This is a genomic window from Methylobacterium sp. J-118, assembly GCF_057836565.1.
The window spans coordinates 5,204,588-5,220,996 of record NZ_JBYQFA010000001.1; the positions used below are offsets into that span (position 1 = coordinate 5,204,588).

At 61.6% G+C, this 16,409-nt stretch carries 22 protein-coding genes and 2 pseudogenes; 6 read left to right on the top strand and 18 right to left on the bottom strand.

Features of this window, described 5'->3' with window-relative positions:
- Window positions 1-29: 29 nt before the first annotated feature.
- Window positions 30-185, bottom strand: a pseudogene (locus AC3IF3_RS25465) (IS256 family transposase); the annotation flags it as partial.
- Window positions 186-264: 79 nt separating this feature from the next.
- Window positions 265-2,865, bottom strand: a complete 2,601-nt coding sequence (locus AC3IF3_RS25470; protein WP_489230760.1) for a TonB-dependent receptor — start codon at window positions 2,863-2,865, stop codon at window positions 265-267.
- Between the two features lie 380 nt (window positions 2,866-3,245).
- Here AC3IF3_RS25470 and AC3IF3_RS25475 point away from each other — a divergent pair, with 380 nt between their 5' ends.
- A complete protein-coding gene (locus AC3IF3_RS25475; protein ID WP_489230761.1) occupies window positions 3,246-3,479 on the top strand; it encodes a hypothetical protein in 234 nt (77 codons plus the stop codon).
- Window positions 3,480-3,546: 67 nt separating this feature from the next.
- Here the strand turns inward: AC3IF3_RS25475 and AC3IF3_RS25480 are convergent.
- The 6 genes and pseudogenes from AC3IF3_RS25480 to AC3IF3_RS25505 form a co-directional block, all read right to left on the bottom strand.
- Window positions 3,547-3,930 (bottom strand): annotated as a pseudogene (locus AC3IF3_RS25480) (MucR family transcriptional regulator); the annotation flags it as partial.
- Window positions 3,931-4,109: 179 nt separating this feature from the next.
- A complete protein-coding gene (locus AC3IF3_RS25485; protein ID WP_489230762.1) occupies window positions 4,110-5,039 on the bottom strand; it encodes an alpha/beta hydrolase in 930 nt (309 codons plus the stop codon).
- A gap of 302 nt (window positions 5,040-5,341) precedes the next feature.
- Window positions 5,342-5,620 carry a GCG_CRPN prefix-to-repeats domain-containing protein gene (locus tag AC3IF3_RS25490; protein WP_489230763.1) on the bottom strand — a complete coding sequence of 93 codons (279 nt, stop codon included), beginning with the start codon at window positions 5,618-5,620 and terminating at the stop codon, window positions 5,342-5,344.
- 1,407 nt (window positions 5,621-7,027) lie between these two features.
- On the bottom strand, window positions 7,028-7,981 hold the full coding sequence (locus AC3IF3_RS25495; RefSeq protein WP_489230764.1) for a hypothetical protein: 954 nt from the start codon (window positions 7,979-7,981) through the stop codon (window positions 7,028-7,030).
- Between the two features lie 380 nt (window positions 7,982-8,361).
- On the bottom strand, window positions 8,362-8,511 hold the full coding sequence (locus tag AC3IF3_RS25500) for a PsiF family protein (RefSeq protein WP_489230765.1): 150 nt from the start codon (window positions 8,509-8,511) through the stop codon (window positions 8,362-8,364).
- 163 nt (window positions 8,512-8,674) lie between these two features.
- Window positions 8,675-9,208 (bottom strand): Ros/MucR family transcriptional regulator, encoded by a 534-nt coding sequence (locus tag AC3IF3_RS25505; protein WP_489230766.1) that lies wholly within the window; start codon window positions 9,206-9,208, stop codon window positions 8,675-8,677.
- Window positions 9,209-9,305: 97 nt separating this feature from the next.
- Between AC3IF3_RS25505 and AC3IF3_RS25510 the strand changes: the two genes are divergently transcribed.
- Together AC3IF3_RS25510 and AC3IF3_RS25515 are read left to right on the top strand one after the other, a co-directional pair.
- On the top strand, window positions 9,306-9,596 hold the full coding sequence (locus tag AC3IF3_RS25510; protein ID WP_489230768.1) for a hypothetical protein: 291 nt from the start codon (window positions 9,306-9,308) through the stop codon (window positions 9,594-9,596).
- Between the two features lie 10 nt (window positions 9,597-9,606).
- Window positions 9,607-9,864, top strand: coding sequence for a hypothetical protein (locus AC3IF3_RS25515; RefSeq protein ID WP_489230769.1), 258 nt, complete (start codon window positions 9,607-9,609; stop codon window positions 9,862-9,864).
- A gap of 12 nt (window positions 9,865-9,876) precedes the next feature.
- Here the strand turns inward: AC3IF3_RS25515 and AC3IF3_RS25520 are convergent, their stop codons facing one another.
- The 7 genes from AC3IF3_RS25520 to AC3IF3_RS25550 all read right to left on the bottom strand — a co-directional run bounded on the left by AC3IF3_RS25520 (window position 9,877) and on the right by AC3IF3_RS25550 (window position 12,474).
- The gene (locus tag AC3IF3_RS25520) at window positions 9,877-10,242 is read right to left on the bottom strand and encodes a hypothetical protein (protein ID WP_489230770.1); all 366 of its coding nucleotides are present in this window, start codon (window positions 10,240-10,242) and stop codon (window positions 9,877-9,879) included.
- 261 nt (window positions 10,243-10,503) lie between these two features.
- On the bottom strand, window positions 10,504-11,034 hold the full coding sequence (locus AC3IF3_RS25525; RefSeq protein ID WP_489230771.1) for a hypothetical protein: 531 nt from the start codon (window positions 11,032-11,034) through the stop codon (window positions 10,504-10,506).
- A complete protein-coding gene (locus AC3IF3_RS25530) occupies window positions 11,031-11,369 on the bottom strand; it encodes a hypothetical protein (RefSeq protein ID WP_489230772.1) in 339 nt (112 codons plus the stop codon). The genes AC3IF3_RS25525 and AC3IF3_RS25530 overlap by 4 nt, the downstream gene beginning before the upstream one ends.
- Window positions 11,357-11,812, bottom strand: a complete 456-nt coding sequence (locus AC3IF3_RS25535; RefSeq protein ID WP_489230773.1) for a DUF5681 domain-containing protein — start codon at window positions 11,810-11,812, stop codon at window positions 11,357-11,359. Before AC3IF3_RS25535 ends, AC3IF3_RS25530 begins: the two co-directional genes overlap by 13 nt.
- Before the next feature lie 59 nt (window positions 11,813-11,871).
- Complete coding sequence (locus AC3IF3_RS25540) at window positions 11,872-12,111, bottom strand: hypothetical protein (RefSeq protein ID WP_489230774.1); 240 nt, start codon at window positions 12,109-12,111, stop codon at window positions 11,872-11,874.
- Window positions 12,108-12,275, bottom strand: coding sequence for a hypothetical protein (locus AC3IF3_RS25545; protein ID WP_489230775.1), 168 nt, complete (start codon window positions 12,273-12,275; stop codon window positions 12,108-12,110). Before AC3IF3_RS25545 ends, AC3IF3_RS25540 begins: the two co-directional genes overlap by 4 nt.
- 10 nt (window positions 12,276-12,285) lie before the next feature.
- Window positions 12,286-12,474, bottom strand: coding sequence for a hypothetical protein (locus tag AC3IF3_RS25550; RefSeq protein ID WP_489230776.1), 189 nt, complete (start codon window positions 12,472-12,474; stop codon window positions 12,286-12,288).
- 467 nt (window positions 12,475-12,941) lie between these two features.
- Between AC3IF3_RS25550 and AC3IF3_RS25555 the strand changes: the two genes are divergently transcribed.
- On the top strand, window positions 12,942-13,166 hold the full coding sequence (locus AC3IF3_RS25555) for a hypothetical protein (RefSeq protein WP_489230777.1): 225 nt from the start codon (window positions 12,942-12,944) through the stop codon (window positions 13,164-13,166).
- 54 nt (window positions 13,167-13,220) lie between these two features.
- Here AC3IF3_RS25555 and AC3IF3_RS25560 read toward each other — a convergent pair whose 3' ends face one another.
- A complete protein-coding gene (locus AC3IF3_RS25560; RefSeq protein ID WP_489230779.1) occupies window positions 13,221-13,460 on the bottom strand; it encodes a hypothetical protein in 240 nt (79 codons plus the stop codon).
- A gap of 97 nt (window positions 13,461-13,557) precedes the next feature.
- A complete protein-coding gene (locus tag AC3IF3_RS25565; RefSeq protein WP_489230780.1) occupies window positions 13,558-14,241 on the bottom strand; it encodes a recombinase family protein in 684 nt (227 codons plus the stop codon).
- 317 nt (window positions 14,242-14,558) lie between these two features.
- On the opposite strand from AC3IF3_RS25565, the gene AC3IF3_RS25570 reads away from it, so the two are divergent.
- A complete protein-coding gene (locus AC3IF3_RS25570; RefSeq protein ID WP_489230781.1) occupies window positions 14,559-14,864 on the top strand; it encodes a hypothetical protein in 306 nt (101 codons plus the stop codon).
- A gap of 24 nt (window positions 14,865-14,888) precedes the next feature.
- On the opposite strand, the gene AC3IF3_RS25575 is transcribed toward AC3IF3_RS25570, so the two are convergent.
- On the bottom strand, window positions 14,889-15,377 hold the full coding sequence (locus tag AC3IF3_RS25575; RefSeq protein WP_489230782.1) for a DUF2721 domain-containing protein: 489 nt from the start codon (window positions 15,375-15,377) through the stop codon (window positions 14,889-14,891).
- Between the two features lie 427 nt (window positions 15,378-15,804).
- On the opposite strand from AC3IF3_RS25575, the gene AC3IF3_RS25580 reads away from it, so the two are divergent.
- Window positions 15,805-15,969, top strand: a complete 165-nt coding sequence (locus AC3IF3_RS25580; protein WP_489230783.1) for a hypothetical protein — start codon at window positions 15,805-15,807, stop codon at window positions 15,967-15,969.
- Window positions 15,970-16,409: the final 440 nt, after the last annotated feature.

Sequence of the window (16,409 nt, forward strand, 5' to 3'; positions counted from 1 at the left end):
AATTTCATGTGGTGGCAGCGGGTTGAACATCAGGCTGCCGTGGCCTGAGTAAAGCGCTTATCAAAGATGACGGCGAACTGCGCCTTGGCTATGCCATGCTCACTTGGGCCTATCTTCCACCCCCACTCGGATCCGCTCAGGATCAGGTAAAGGATGTTTAGGGCGGCCTCATCTACCAAGAAATGGGATTAGATCAAGAATAAGCCGCGGGCTACGCTTCCCGCGGCTCTTCATGCAGTTACCAAGCCGACAAACGTGCGAGTTTCAGTACTTCCGCATAATCGGCTCAGGCGACATGGATACTGGATCCGCACCGAAGGCGTACTTGAAGCCCGCATAAATCGAAAGCGGCTGCGCCAGTGTCGTGGTTCGTGGGTCATTGATCGAGAGGTTGCCGGCAACCGCGCCCGTCTCCGCGAAGGTGCCAAACGTGGTGTAGCGATTGTTTGTGAGGTTCGTAATTAGACCAAATATCTCAAGGTTCTTTGTAAGCTGGTACTTCGTTGTGAGGTTCATCACGTAGTACGCTGGAAGCTTGCGGTTAAGGTTAGACTCGTCGCCGCGGTAGTAGGAGGCTGAGAACGCTTGGACATTCACGCCAAATCGCCATTCGGGTGTGATGTTGTACTCGAACCCAGCCTTGATCTGATGATCGGGAACCAAGGGCATCTTATTGCCGGGGCGAACGAGGATGCCGCCATTCGGGACGATATCGCCGGACAGGGCGCCCCCGCTCGCTCCGGTGCTGGCAAGCGGATTGTTGGGTGAGGACAATGTGCCCTTGAACTGGAAGGTCGCATCGATCAGCGCGTAGTTGGCGTAGATCAGTAGGTCAGGCGTGACATACTCGGCGCTGACTTCGATGCCTTGCCGCTGCGTCGCCGGGACGTTGACATAGTAGGCCCGGGCGGCGTTCCCGGGGGTGGCCAACTGGATCAAATCATTTTGCAGATCCGTGCGGAAGACGCCGGCCTTATAAGTTAGGCGACCGCCAGCGTATAAATCCGGGATGACGCCTCGGAAGCCGGTCTCGTAGGTCTGTCCCGTCACCTGCTTCAGCGGCGGGTCGGCCACAAGCGAGTTTGGAAGCAGGCATGGCTGGCTCGGACTGGAGCAGGATAACTCCAGCGGCGTCGGCGCGCGGTTCGACTCCGAGTAACTGCCGTAGAGGTTCAGGGCCGGCGTGAACTGATAGGTTAGACCCGCGAGCGGATTGACCTTCGTGTACTCGTGCGTGCCCGTCACGTCCGGAGAGAAACCGGTGAGGTCACGCGTCTGAATGCGGGCATAGTTGAGCCGGGCTCCTGCGGTGAGCGACAGTCGATCGGTCACGTCGAGCGTGTCGGTGGCGTAGAGGCCGAGATACAGGTTCGAGCCGTCGACCGAACTCGGCGCGATGCCGAGGGCACCGAGGGTGCGGACCATTTGCGTGCCTAGGCCGGGGATCGTGCCATAGTAGGGATTGTTCGGATCGACCGTGACCGAGAGGTTCGGGTTTAACACACCCAGCTGGCTGGACGACTTGAACGAGAAGTCGGCCGCGTCGACGCTGCCGCCGACCACGAACGTATTGCCGAGGCCGAAGATCTTATCGCGATTGGCGGCCTGGAGGGAGCCACCATAGCCGGTAGCCTGGGTCTTGGTCGTGTCGATCGTGGCGTAAGGGACGTTCGCCAGGAACGGGATCTTTTGGTTCTGCTGGCCGAGGATCAGGAACTGATTGGCGAATGCATTCCGGGCGGCGGTCCCCTTCGCGGGTGCGTTCACGTTGAAGGCATCATCTTGAAAGCAGAGGAAGCCGCGATAGCTCGACTGCTTGCTGCATTGCTCGAAATTGCCCTGGTTTCCATCGACGTAGTTCTGGCTGAAGCGACGGAAGTAGGCGTTACCGGCAAGGTCCCAGGTCGGCGAGAGGTCGACCCGGCCGGTGAGCTGGATCGTGCCAACCTCGGTGGTGGTTGTCTGCGGATATGTGAAGATCGCACGCGGATCGACGTGGCTGAAGTCCACCGGGGTCGCGGCGGCCGCGCCGAAGAAGCTGCGCGCGGCCATACCGATCAGGTGGAACTCGGAGTCGGGGGTGCGGTAGCCGAGGTCGGCGTAGAGGCGACCGATCGTGCTCGGGTTCTCGTAGCGCCAGCCGCGGTCGTTCAGGCCGTCGCCGGTGAAGTACAAGCTCCAATCCCCGGAGACCTTGCCGTATTCGAGGTAGCCGGCGGTGCGTGCGTCTGAGCCGCCCCAAGCGCTGATCTCGGTACCCTGCCAAGTAAAGCCGTTCTTCATCTGGATGTTGACGGCACCACCGATCGCGTTGAGGCCGAAGACCGGATTACCGGTGACGATGTCGATGCGCTGGATCGCCTGCGGGGGGATCAGGTCGAAATTGACGATGTCGCCGAAGGCCTCGTTGATGCGCACGCCGTTCTGGTAGACGGCCAGCCCTTGCGGCACGCCCTGGACCGGCGAGGCGGTGAAGCCACGGTAGGTCACGTCGACCCGGTTCGAGTTGCCCTGCGAGTCGGACAGGTTGATGCCGGGTGTCTGCCGTGCCAGCGTGGCGATGACGTTATCGGTACCACGGTCGATGTCGATCTCCTGTGCCGTCACGGTCTCGACGGTGCTGGGGATCTTGTTGAGGGGTTGTTCTGAGCCCCGAAGGCGTAATCCACCGGCGGGCGCCGGTAGCGTCGGAGCCGCCTGGGCGGCGTTATCGAGGTTCTGCACGCGGCTTGAATTGCCCCCGCCGGCACCGACTGGCGATGTCGAAACTACACTGATCTCACCGAGCGTCACGGCTTGCTGCGCCTGTGCCAGTCCCGGCATCATTGCCACGGACGCGATCAAGCTGCCGCGCAAGGCGCGCATGTGTTCCCCCAACCAAATCTCAGACTACGCCCCGCTTTTCTCGGGTGCGCTAATCTGATCGATGCTTGATCTCCGGCTAAAAATAAATCACGAGACCGTGTTTATCCGATATTTTGAAGCTGCAACAAAGCTTTGACTCGTATTGTGGCTTCGTCGCCACATCGACTGCGCGTTAATCTTGGATCACCATGGGGTATAGAGGCAAAACTGAGCGGGATAATTCGGCAATCCTACTGCTCTAACGGCGATGTGATTTCTTATCGGACAGTCCCGACGATACGTGTGCCAGGCCGATATCGGGATCTGCGATGGCCGAACATACCTGTTCTCTCAGGGAACGCACGGTCCCCCACACATCTCGGGGCACAGCGGGACGCGGGATGATCATCGCAGTCGGCCGTAAGCTGGTCGCTGTCGCGTACCAGTTCCAAATTGGAGACCCGTCCGGGACCATCACGCCAGTCTCTTCCTCAAACGCGACGCGCGATGCGCTGAGAAACATGTGGCCCGAACCAACGGTAATCCTGCGTCAGGAGGATGGCCAGCACGTCGATATCGCAATTACGGACTTCGATGCGCGAGAGGCGACCTTCGAAATAGTCTGCAACTATTAGATAGTTCCGTATAGTATCGTCGCGCCGAGGTCCTGCAACCGCAGGTGAAGCACGGTGCGATGGAGCGTTATCGCCCGTTTTCGATTGTGTCAGGGTTGAGCGCAGGGGACGGATCGCCCGGTTTGCGGCCGAGCTTGCAGCTTTTCGCCGAGCGGGAGCGCCGGTCCGAATAGGATGGTGCAACCATCGGATAGTCTCGGGGCAACCCCCATTTCTCGCGGTAGGCCTGCGGGGTAAGGCCCAGTTTAGCGAGGTGCCGCTTGAATGACTTGTAGGACCGTCCATCCTCGAAGCTCATCAGCGCATCGGGGCTGATCGATCTTTGGATCTGCGCCGGCGTGAGTTTCGAGACGGCAGGCGGCATCGGCTTCAACGCACTCAAGGAGAGATATCTCGGGCCAAGCACTTCTATTAGATCGCGTACCGAGCGAGGCAACTCACGTTGAGGTGCAGTGGTGCGGGATGACGCAGCTCATGTAATTTTTGTTTCGCATTCGACGTTGGTTCGGTCTCTATCGTCGCGTTTGACGCCGTCGGATGACATGTTTGTCATCGCGAGTCCTCGCCGACCCGCCGGACCAGATGTCCGTAGAGCTTAAAATGTCACGATCGATCGTCCGGCACTGGGCGTCACGTCAAGGCACCGTTGGCCCGCAACCATGCACTGTACCAGCCCGGCCATGCCGCGCTCGCTGTGCCGGGTCGCCCCATCGCGAAGCCGTGTCCGCCATCGGCTACGACATGCAGATCCACAGGGACGCTGGCCCGCTCGCATGCCCGGGCCATGATCCGGCTGTTCATCACGTCGGAAATCGGGTCATCTTCCGCCTGTGCGAGAAACACAGGCGGGCAGTGTGATCGCACGTGCTGCTCGACCGACCATTCCGCGCTTGCCGCCGGATCGGGGTGACGCCCAACAAGTTGGACCCGCGTCGAGGTGTGGTCGTAGGGCGGCTCCAAGGTGATCACCGGGTAGATCAGCGCGGCTTCCGCGGGGCGGGCCGAGAGACCGTCTGTGGCATCGATGGGCGTGTACGATCCGAAGGCCGAGCGCGTGGCAGCGAGACCCATGAGGTGGCCGCCGGCCGAGAAACCGAGTACCCCGACCCGATCAGGATCCACCCCGTAGCTTCGTGCTCCCGCGCGGATGACGCGAATTGCGCGCTGAGCATCTTGCAGGGGCGCCAGCGGACCGGTGTCCCAGTCCTCACGCGGCAGACGATAGGCGAGCACGAAGGCAGTGATGCCGTGCGCTGCGAGCCAGCGGGCGGCCGGGCGTGCTTCCCGCTTAATTTCGATGCGCTTGTAGCCCCCACCCCCGGCTACGAGCATGGCCGCGCCGTTCGGCTTAGCGGGAACAAAGACCTCCAAGCTTGGCACAGCGATGTTGCTGATTGCGCCTTTGGCGTCGACTACTGCCGGCCTGGACGGACCGCCACCACCCGGCGGACCACCAGCCCACAGAGGCACGATCGTCCGGCCGCCCGGCCCGGCATGGGCATGCCCCGCAGCGGCAGAGGCGATAGCCGATAGGATGAATGTTCTACGCGTGACCGGCATGGGGGTCCGTCCATGTTTTGTGATGCAGGGACACCTTCGGAGGGCTGGACGGCGAGGTTGAGCGAGCCGCGTGCACGGCAAGACCAGCGGATAAAGCGATCAGCAACAAGCGGACGATGAGCGTCATGGCAATGGTGTCACGAGTTCATCGTCGGCTGGCACAATGCCATCAGGAGCCCAGTGGTTTAATGGTGAGGCCAGGACGGCATCACACGCGGGTAAAGGGCCAGTTCTGAGAGAGGACGGCGCCGGACACGTTCCGATGAGGGGTTCAGCGCCGTCCATTCAGGCAGCGGGGTTCACTAGAACCGGCGCGGGCCGTAGAAGCCGTAGGGGCGATAGTACGGGCGAGGCCGATAGTAGCCCCAGCCTGGGCCATAGACCCGGCGCGGCCCCCAGCCCCAGTTCGGACGACAGATGCCCCACGGATTAGGATGGAAGCCGGGGCCGCATCCGAAAGCAACCGTTTGGACAGTGGCATTACCTGCGAGGGGTGCCGGTGATAAGGGGGCAGCCTCAGCGATCGTAGCAAGGCCACCGGTCAGGACCGCGGCCATCGCGAGCACCTTCGCGTGCATCATGACAGTTCCTCCATCGCTGTCCGTCGGCAACTTGCCGACCGGGCGATGACTAAGCTGCGCCGCTGTCGATGAGCGGGAGCTGAACTATCGATGTCTATTTTGTGGCATGTGTATCAATTGGTCTCAAGTTCAGGTCGCACGAGTGCATTCAGTCGACGACGCACAGTCGATCACATCAAGTTGAACGATTTTCATTATGCTGAGGCGGAGAGATCCACGTGGGGGTTACAGCCCACCCAATCCGATCGGAGGGATCGCTATGGATATAGGCCGGATCCCGTGATGACGTTGTTCGGCCCTGTGCCGTTCGGCGTTCGCGCCGGAGCGACGGCTACTGTGTAGCGCGCGGTGGCGGCGACGTGCCCGCGGTGAGTGCTGAGGGTGTTCGGCAGACAAACGCGGACGCTGAGCAGTTCGTCGGCATCGAGTTGGCTGATGCGTTCGCAAGCAGATTGCTCGATGCCGCGCCCATCGCATTTTGAATACAATCCGCTGGACGAGCATCGCCCGAGGAGCGTTTCTCCATGCCCCCGGGGTTTGTCATGCGCTTCGTGCCCGTTTGTTGTCCGCACTGCGGGTTATCGTTCAGCGTCGTCGTGTCTAACCAACACCGCTCCGCGCGCGTCGATCGGGAGGCCTGGCGTAGGATCTGTCCGCGTGCCTGTGAGGCCATGGAGCCGCGGCTATGCAACGATTTTCGCGCGGTGGTCATGTCGGTGCTGAGCGAAGGTGAGACACCGGTGCTGGTCGGTGAAAAACAACGAGTAGAGCATCACCGAAAGCCTGGACCAGGTCGCGGCCATAAGGGAAAGATGATTGTCTGAGCCACTGGTACCCGCGGACCGTGATCGGCTACATCCAGCGGGCGAACGCGTTCAAGGGGCACTCGGGAAGCGGGTTCCTGTAAGAGACAGGACTTGCTAAACGCCGCCGCGCTTCAATCCTCTGGCGTGACGCAAGTCCCTAAGAAGGCCTTCCGCTCTGGACCCTCTCTTAGCTTCTGGTTACCCGCCCGCTGCCGACAGCGATCGAGTACCGCCGGGTCAACGGCTGATGCCGCTTCCTCGCCGGCAGCGGATGCGCCCGAGGCCGGCTTTCTAGTCGGCTCTGACGTGCTTTGTGCGTGCCCCACCGTAGGAAGGCAGGCAAGGGCAGCTACAGCGGTGAAGAGTGCGAGGGAGGGTCGCATAGGTGCCGCCGAGGCTTCGAATGCCGAGCTCACAACGTGAGCACCATCTGGGGCGAAGGTGCAACGTTGCGACATCGCCCACATCGTCGACGGCCATCTTTAGCGCCATCTCGATGACCTGCTACCTTGGACTCATCCGGCAACGCCAACCCTCACAGCCGTGGCCTGAAGGCAAGGCTCTAGAACTACCGAAGCCTTGGAGTGGTAAATCTGTGGCCTTACTTTGGTAAAACATACCTCGCGACTAAGGGAAGATCATCGCGCCAGAGCGCGCATCGCGTTTGATAATCAGTTAATGATGAGCGAAGCATTCTATAATCTGATAAGTCAACGATAGGCTTTCCGCAGAAGTATGGGCGCCGAGGCGGGCGGGGATAATAGTTGAAGAAGATTGCTGCCCTGTTATTCCCCGTCGCAGGCTTGCCACGATGATAGTAGCGCGCTGTGTCACAGAATATGACGCTCCCGCTCGGGCCGACGCACGTTACAATATCCTCCGAGGACAGGCTTCTGCCGGCAATACGTTCTAGTTTCTCGTGCCTCGCAGGGCGCGTGTATAGGTTGCTGCCGTTATAAATCCTTTCACGTATCATTTCAAACGGACCGCCATCTGCATCGACCTCATTTAAGTAAACAGCAACTTTGACAATACTTTCATCTTCGCCGTCGAGATGCCATACTCTAGCACCTCGTTCTCGCCCATCTGCCAACGTATAAAAAAAGTTGAACCCACCAAAAGCAACAGGCAGATCTAAGTAGCATTCGACGATTTTGAGGATCCTTTCCCCAAGTCCGAAAAAATATATCTCGGGGCGTTTTTCTAATTCTGGTTTGTTTGCTTGAATCAAATATGGATCAAAAGCACCTGACGCGCCATTGGTAAGGCGCGCTTCAATGTCTTGACGCACTACATCGGCTGCGCTTAACATTTCCCTGGTTTTGGGAAGATTTAGATCGTTTAAATGAGTCTGATATATGCCTGTATCACGCAGAGCCTGAACAGCTAACTGATCGCAATGATCAAGCAAATCTATGTCAAATCTCTGCGCAGCGCGTATAAAATCATAGTGACGTTCGATGCGCCGCCTTGCTACCGGCGTTGACATTGCTCCATGCAAAGCAGATCGGGCAAAGTTGTCCAGCTTCCTATGAGCGCGGCCGATGATGCGCATTTTAAGCGATCCCTCTGAGCCCCTTCATCTTAGCAAATCATATGCCGCAACAGAAGAGCATATCAAACTATGGCCAAATAGAAAAATATTTCACTCTCCCCCACTTGCTTGTGACGATAGTACATATTGATTAATTCTAATCTGAGTAATGGAAGGTATCCCTGATTTCACCCCATCCAAGGTCAAGTATTGCAACTTTCAATTGATCAAGACTTTAAACCGCAACTTTCGATGCGATAAAGGAGAGATCGCAAATCGATCGCGTCTGGCACAGCGCAGTGGTGCCATAATACTGCTTCGCTTCAGGATTGAGGCCAAGTCTATCGACACGGTCGTCGTGCGCGCCAGCAGGGAAGCGCAGAAGCTCGGCCCCCAAATGCTCAATCCCCCGGCTCGACGCACGTGTTCATGAACGTCGCTCGCTCCCAGCCCTTGAGCTTCTTCTGCGCAGCTTCGCGCTTACAGCGCGCAAGCAGCTCGGGGTCGGCGTCCGTCATCTTGTCGTCGCCCCCCCTGAGGTGAACCGGCATTCGGCTTCTCCGCAGGGACTGGCGCATTCTGCGCGAACGCGACGGTGGTGAGAGTCGCGAGGACTGCTGCGGCCGAGATCGAACGTCTCATCGCCATGCTGCCTGAGCTCCATTGCATAGGCATCCCCCTCGCTGCGTTGTGCGGCGAAGGTTCGGCAGAATGCTACTCGCGTGTACCCTGCGCCTCTGCGACGTCGTTGGTCTTCCGTGCCCGTCCAGCCCGCTTCGGCTTATCGGAGACGGTCTCAGCAGGCTCAGCAACCTTCGGAGCTGCCTCCCTGCGCCTCTGGCCCAGCCCGAAACTGTGAGCGAGCGCCGAGCGCTGCGCCGAGTAGCTGGCGGCCGTCGAGGGGTAGTCCCGCGGCAATCCAAAGCGCTCGCGGTACTGCTCGATTGTCATGCCGTTGCCGGTGACGTGCCGTTTCAAGGTCTTGTACGGCTTGCCATCGAGGAAGCTGATCAGCGCGTCCGGCGTGATCGACTTGCGGATCTGGGCGGCTGTGAGCTTCTCAGTGGCAGGAGCAGTAGATGCGCCGGCATTGCCAAGCCCCGTGAGTGCAGTGTGCGTACTGGCGATCAGCTCCGCCATGTCGGCAGGCCGTACCGAGTTCTTGGACACGTAGGCCGATACGATGTCAGCCGTCAGCTCAATAAAATTGACGGCCTGGACCTCAATGGTTTCGACGTTCTCGCTCACGATGTACCTGATTTTGAGTAAGACATAACGATCTATCGTCGCGCGGCAAAACGCAATACGCTCTTGAGGAAGTTCTCTTCTTGTAGGCACCTCTGAGATGATGCCGAGCCCCGACCTTGAGCGGTTCGCCACGCTGATCGCCGATAACGTCGTCTCGGCCTTCGAGCGCGAACGGGACGGGGTCGGTTGGTTTATCGGTGCCGGCCGCGACATGGCCATAGGCGGGGTGATGCGCGAATTGCTGGGCGTCATGCCCACCGATGACAGCGCCGTCCTCTCCGCGGCCTGTAACCAGTTCTTGGATAGGCTGACCCCCATGGGCATACCAGGCCCGCGGGTCGAGGCGGTCGACACCGACGATGGGTCCGGGACGATGACGGCGACCTAGAAAGCGCGGCATGGGTAAGCCGCCCATCTACTCGTTCGGGATATGGCCGGTGGAGATGCGCGCCGAGACGGTCGCAGCCTACGTTGAGGAGCCGAGCGTGCAGGCTTTCTGGGCCAAGGTACGCTGCGGGATCTACCCGCAGCCGTTGCGCCAGAAAGGCTATCTGCCGAAGTGGCATCGGGAGGTCATAAACTACCACGTCGCCCAGCGGCACGGGCTGCACTACGAATGGCCGCGGGTCGTTGAGGACGTGGAACACTTGATCTGAGGCGTGGCGGGGTCAGACTGCCCCGACGAGGAGCGGGTGACGCTGAAGCCGCTCAGGCATCTCGGAAAACAGCGCCTCGACCACCATCCCGAACACCGGCCCATCGCAGTCCGGCGCCGCCCCTTTCAAGGCGAACAAACGCACCATGGCATCGTGCCACCGGGCATCCAGATCGCCTGCAGTCGACGCATCTGAGCGACCCATGAGCGCGGATCTGAAATCCTGCGGGCTGCCATAGCCGAGCCCGCGAGCCATCCCCTCTGCGATGCTGTCGCTCGGGCCGGCCCGGCCGAGATGGTAGGCGACCAGGACATTGAGGATCCGGGCCACGGGGTGCATCGGCGACGGCGCACCGCCCGAGACGAACCGCTCTTCCAAGGCCTCGATGCGTCGCAGGAGGGATAGGCTCGGCACGGTCTCGACCTCATTCCCACGGGGCGGTGGCGACCCGGCACATGGCGGCGTAATCCTCGGCGAGCTGAGGCAGGGTCGCGGTCGCGAAGTATGCCGCGGCTTCCGGCGAAGTCGGATCTTCCTCGGTGCAGCGTGGCCTCATACCGCTGCGCAGCTTCCTTCCGTTCCTCAGGCGTCAGCCGGACGGGCACCGTGGGGCGGGTCGCCTCAAGCCGGGCGAGGCGCCTAGCGAGATTGCTGGAGTTCATCGCGGTCCGCCCCCACTTTTTCGACCTTGGTCCCGTAGAACGCGAACGCGGCCCGCACACAGGCGGACGAGTAGTCGAACCGGATCAGCCCGTTCGGGCCGTAGAAGGCATCCGCCGTCTTGTGCTGGTAGTTCTTGAACGGAGGCACCCCGCCGAGGATGCCAGCCCAGGTCTTGAACAGCGGGTTGTCGTAGGCCCTTTCCTCGCACGATCCCGACGGTGCATATAGCTCGACCAAGCGCGGCCAGAGGGCCGCCATCTGCTCACGGATGGTCTCCGGGTCCATTGCTGTAGCGGCATCCGCCTCCGCGCGGTCGCCGTAGCCCAGGAGACGGGCGAGCCCGTTGCTCAGGGTGTCGGCCTCGTCCCGCGGATAGTCGCTGAAGTGCTGGACCGCGTCTCGCAGCAGGTGCTCATAGAGACCGGGCGGCATGGCGTAGCTATCGCTCCGCGCCGTGGCCTGCCGCTGCTCAAGGCGGGCGACCCGCTCAGCGAGGCGCAGGCTCATGCGTGCAGTCCCGGGCTGTCGAGCTTGAAGGTGAACCACTCGCAGCCCTTCGGCCACCGTCCAGCCGGCGGGGCCGCCGCGCGCTCTTCGTCCGTCAGAAGGGCGGGCGACAGGTCCCGCGGCGCATCGCCCTCAGTCATCCCGTAGGCGCCGACGTTCATGACGAACACGTCGTCACCCTCGTGGATGGCGTGGCCACGCTTCCGCAAGAAGGCGACGATGTCGCCGGTCGGGGTCCCCTGCGAGGCCTCAACCTGGAACGTGAGATGCTTGCCGGTCGAGGGCGGAACAGCCGCCGCCTCCAGCCGCGCTATCCGATCGATCAAGCCCGCCATTGCCGCCTGCCTCCTGCCGATGTCTGCTCCGCGGCTTGCTCCAGTGCGGCAAGCCGGGTCGCGACGTCCCGGACCTCGACGGCCTTCACGTGCGCCTCAACCAGCTTGCTCAGCTCGGCTGCCTCGGCCGGCGTGATCTCACCGTCCGCCACCCCCTGCATCAGCGCCCGCGTCGCCTTGGTCAGGTCGGCAGCGGTCTCAATCTCCGGCAGGGTGAAGCTGATGGTCCGATCCTTCCGGGGCGGGCACAGCCGGTCGAGGCAGAGCCGCATGGCCGGGCCGTCGCCGTCCAAGGCCATCTCAATCGCCTTGCGGGTTAGAGCCTCGGCCTCGCCGTCTAGGATCGCCTCGATAGCTTGGGTCGTGCGGTTGCGAGCGCCCTTCGGTCGGCCACCAGGGTTGCCGCTCCGGCCGGCGCCGAACTGGGTTTCCTCGCTCGGCATGGCTCAGCCTCGGGCCTCTCGGGTGTCCTGTAAGAACAGGAAAAAAACAGGGATCGGCATCATCGGTAGCAATCCGCTGTGATGTCCTTCAGCGGCAGGTCTCGCCCGGGCGCAACCATGATCCGTATGATGTTCAGGTCTTCATCCCTGATGTCGTGGCCGCACTCCCGGAGGAGCGCGGTCGTGGCACCTTCGGGGAGGTCTTTCGGGCCCTTGATCGCGAAGTGGCGCACCGTCCGGTGCTGCGGCGGGCGGATGGCGCTCTCCAGCTTCTGCAGGCGTGCGTTCAGGTCTCTCATGCCGCACGACCCTCGATGTGTGTGATGAGATCCGGTGTCACGTCACGCGGACAGCGCTTCAGGCCGATTCCTTCAAGGATGCGCTTCAGATTGCCGGACTGCCGCCCGTAGAGGTCGAGGGCATTCGGGTCCGCCTCACCGGCTCCCGCGAACTGTGCCTCCATCCGCTCCAGTTCAGTGGCGATCGTGGCCGCACGACGGATCAGGGACCGCTCCGCCTTCAGAGATCTCGGACGCGCCGCCGAGGTCGGCGATGTGCAACTCAATGAGATCCTTCATTCGCCGCCCCCAGACCGTGCGTCCGTCGAGACCGACGCCGAGGCGGTTGCCGTTCGTGACCGTGCTGCGTCCGAGCCCTTTCATGACTTTTCCCGACCTGAACCAGCGATATCACGCCAATAATATAGCACATGCTATACAGTGTCACGGTCGTTTACGATGGTTGGGTCCGCAGCTTGCATCGTCGACGCACCGCACCGGGGGGGGACGTGACACACACCTACACAATCCGTACGGCACGCTGTGGCGAGAGCCTGACGGTGCCTTGTGCGTCAGCATGGGTCGCTCTGGAGAGACGCAAACTCTTCGAGCAGCAAGGTTGGAGCGTGGAAGTTTTCGACCTGAATGGTGCGTCGACACCTAAAGCACGGCTGGAAGTTCTATCTCAGCTCGACGTCAATGCGGCGGCGAGGGCCAACGAACCCTGACCGTCAGACTAAGCGTCAATCCGCGCCAGCAGCCTTTGCGCCTGCGTTGTGCTCCAACTGCCGCCGCCAAATCGTTGCTGAGGTCTCCCGCTTGCATGGCGCGGCGCTCATCGGGAGGCGGACGTGAACCACGCCTACATTATCCACGCAGTGCGCGGCCGTGAGACCAAGCAACTGCCCTGTGCCTCAACGTGGGTGGCCGTGGAGCGACGCGATCTCCTGATCCGACAAGGCTGGAAGGTTCGCATAGTCAACCGAGCAGGAGCGGCGGTGAGCGATAGCCAGCTGGAAGCCGCGGCGCAGGCTGAGGTCGAGGCTGCGGTAGGAAGGAAGCCGGAACTCAACTGATCCGCGCCAGCGGCCAGCTGATGCAAGGCGAAAGGCATGCGGTGATGAAGCCGGTTATGCCGCCGTCCGCCTCGCCACCTTCAGCACCTTCGGGCCAGCTACGATGCGCACCTGTGAGCCCGTCGCCCTGAGGTATGCGGCCTGTTCCAAGAGCCGATCAGCGATGGCGCTGCCTGGCTGCCGCCGAATGAGCGCATGCGCCAAGTCTTCCAGCTTAATCAGATCGTCCGCCGACTGAAGCTCTTGTTCGGCGGCCAAGACCAGTTTCCAGAATGAAATGAATTCACCGGACATTTATTAATGGCTCCTGCAATGCAGTCACGGACAGCCGGATTGCAATCACCGTGCCGCATGGCGGCGGTGTAAGCAATGAGCATTGCGATAAATGCAGTTACGCAACAAGGCGTGCCAAGACCCGGGAGGCCTGAGCGGCCGTCCAAGAACCGCCACGGGCCGTCCGAACGCCACGGGCCTGTAACTCGGCTGCGATGCCCCGCAGGGACGTGATACCCGCTGCCTGCAGGCTGGCGATCACCGGCAGCACATTCTTGGCGAAGGCGTCGGCCTCGGCACGCTGGATGGCCGTTCCCTTGGCGCTGGCCTCGGCCAGGTTCGTCTTGTTGCCGAGGATGCCCTTGCCGACCTTGCTGGCCAGCGCCGCCTTGGTCCGTGCCGAGATCATCGCCCGCTCCTTTTCGGCGAGCGCGGCGTACATGTGCAGGACGAACGGATCCACGTCCTCGCCCAGCTCGGCGACGATGAACGGCACCCGCTGCGCCATTAGTCCGGCGATGAACGCCACGTCCCGGGAAAGACGGTCGAGCTTCGCCACAGCGACCGCGCACTTGGCTTTGCGCGCGGCGGTCAGGGCTGCAGCGAGCTGCGGGCGACGGTCGAGCGCGTCGGCACTCTTGCCGGTCTCCACCTCCACGTACTCGGCCGCGATCTCATAGCCATGGGCCGCCGCGAAGCTCTGGACGGCCGTGCTCTGCGCTTCCAGCCCCAAGCCACTGCGCCCTTGGGCTCCGGTCGAGACCCGCAGGTAAGCGATAATCTGGCGGGAAGCGGCCGGCATCTTGTATTCTCCTGCGTCGTGTATCAACATCATACGGTTGTATGAAAATGATACGCAAGCGAAGAATGGCGGGAACTCAGGTTTAGCCGACGTCGATGCACTGAGGATCGGCCCTCGGCGGGCCGGGAGGAATTTTCGGGCGGCGGGGTTTGTGTGTCGGGCTACTCGAACAAGAGTCTCAAGCCCCTTCAGATCCTCAGCCCGCGAACCTCATCCTGTCTTCTCCACAGCTCCCTGTTGTCACCCTATGTTGTGGCGACACTCGATGCTGCATGTGACACCACCGACCAGCTTTCACGGTATGCCTCGAGGAGGCCATGATTGAGAGTGCGCCACAGACGGCGAGGGAGTTCCACACGGAACCGGATGACAAGCGCTGGTTACTGACACGAGATCTGAAGACGGGGCGGACTTACGTGCTCTATCGTCACGGCGAGAATGAACTGCCGGTTGAACTCGACCTCGTCTCTTTCTTGGTGCTGTTCCAGGGGCAGGAAAGGGACGAGCTGCTTCAGCTAATCGCCTCGCTGTTACCGGACGCTGGGGCGCCGATGCACGACGTCACCAATGTCGTCCGGTCACCTCGGTTTATGTCCCGGTGGATGCCGAACCGGCAGGGCTAATTCGGGATAGCAGTTGCGTGTGCTTTAGCCGCGCTCTGCGACCAAGGCTTGATCCTGCTGCCGATCGACCTCGACGCGGATGCCCCGACCCGCCATCAGGATCTCGGTCAGGAAGGCTCCGAGCCCGCAGATGGTGAAGAGCAAGCCGGCCCCGAAGCAGGCGAACAGTACAGAGGCCGCAGCCGCATCGCGCAATGCGCCGACGAACAGAGTCAGGATCGAGCTGAGGATCAATCCAGCGCCGAGACAGACGAACACCACGGCTGCATCGAGCACGAAGGATCGCCGCCGAAGGTATGAGAGCTGATGCGAGAGGTGGTGAGCTTCCGCGGCACCCGCCTCATTGAGGTCCCTCGCTGTTGCGTTCACCTTGTCGGCGATCCGCGCGAGACGGGCCGAGAACACATTGAGCATCTGCGCCAGGCCCGCGAGGATGAAGGCTGGTGCCAGTGAGACCTGGATGATGTGGGCGATGTCGTCGGGCGAGTGAGCCCCAAGCGTGAAGTCGAACACGATCTCACCTCAGCGCTCGGCCGAACGATAGCCGACTACTGCTTAGAATGGTTGAGCTTTGGTGAAGGGGGCTCGGCAGGGCCCGTCGCCCGACAACGGATCGTTAACCACGACGATCTCCTGTGGATGGGTGCGGCTCGACCCGGCTGCGATCACTTGACCTGTCGGCGACGGAGATCGGCGATGGACCAGCAGGCCGGAGACGATCACGAAGACCGCGGGCAGATGGTGGGTTAGCAACACCGCTGCGGCGATTCTCATTCCGGCGAGATGGATCGCTGCTCAGGTGGGACGAGCACCGGAACCCCTCACAACGCTGGCCAACGTGTGCCTGTCGGGTGCTTGAGACCTACCAGTTCCGTTGCCGGAACGGTCCCTATCCGCCCTGCGTTCACTGCGCCCGTCACCAGACAGGCTGGAGATCGCCATGAAGGCCGTGAAGCCCCTCGCACTCATCGCCCTACTCGCTGTCGGCGTAGCCGGCTGCGACGACAAGAAGGCCGAGAACAACACGCCCACGAAGGCGGACTCGTCCAAGATGGAGCCGCAGACCGATCAGTCGGCCCCGCCGAGCCAGAAGCCGAAGCAGTAAGGCCGGCGCCAGATTGGGTTAGAAACACCCGTGATTGTGGGGCGCGATGTGGGTAGCGGCCCGGGCCAAAATCCAACGCGCTGCCGCTGCTGTGTTTTTCGGCCTCGTTGGCGGAAGGCATATCCGCCGACACGGGTTTTCGAGGGGTCGCGGTGCCTGCGTCAGATTTTATCGACGGTGGCGCCTGGACGTGAGCGCATCTGCCAGGCCTATTTCCGAACCGATCCCACAGCGGCTTGAGCGATCTGATCGCCGTCCTGCCCGTCTAGCCGGTAACCGTCATCCTAGCGGCCACAGCTTGGCTTTCCCGCGTCTATCGGCTGGCTAACCGCCGTCGCGCTCTCCTGGCGTGCACCACCTAGGACGAGTGTAGCGGTGCAAAGTGGTGCAGTGATGCCCTTGGGGATCTTTGCGACACTGCACCACCTGCACCACCCCCT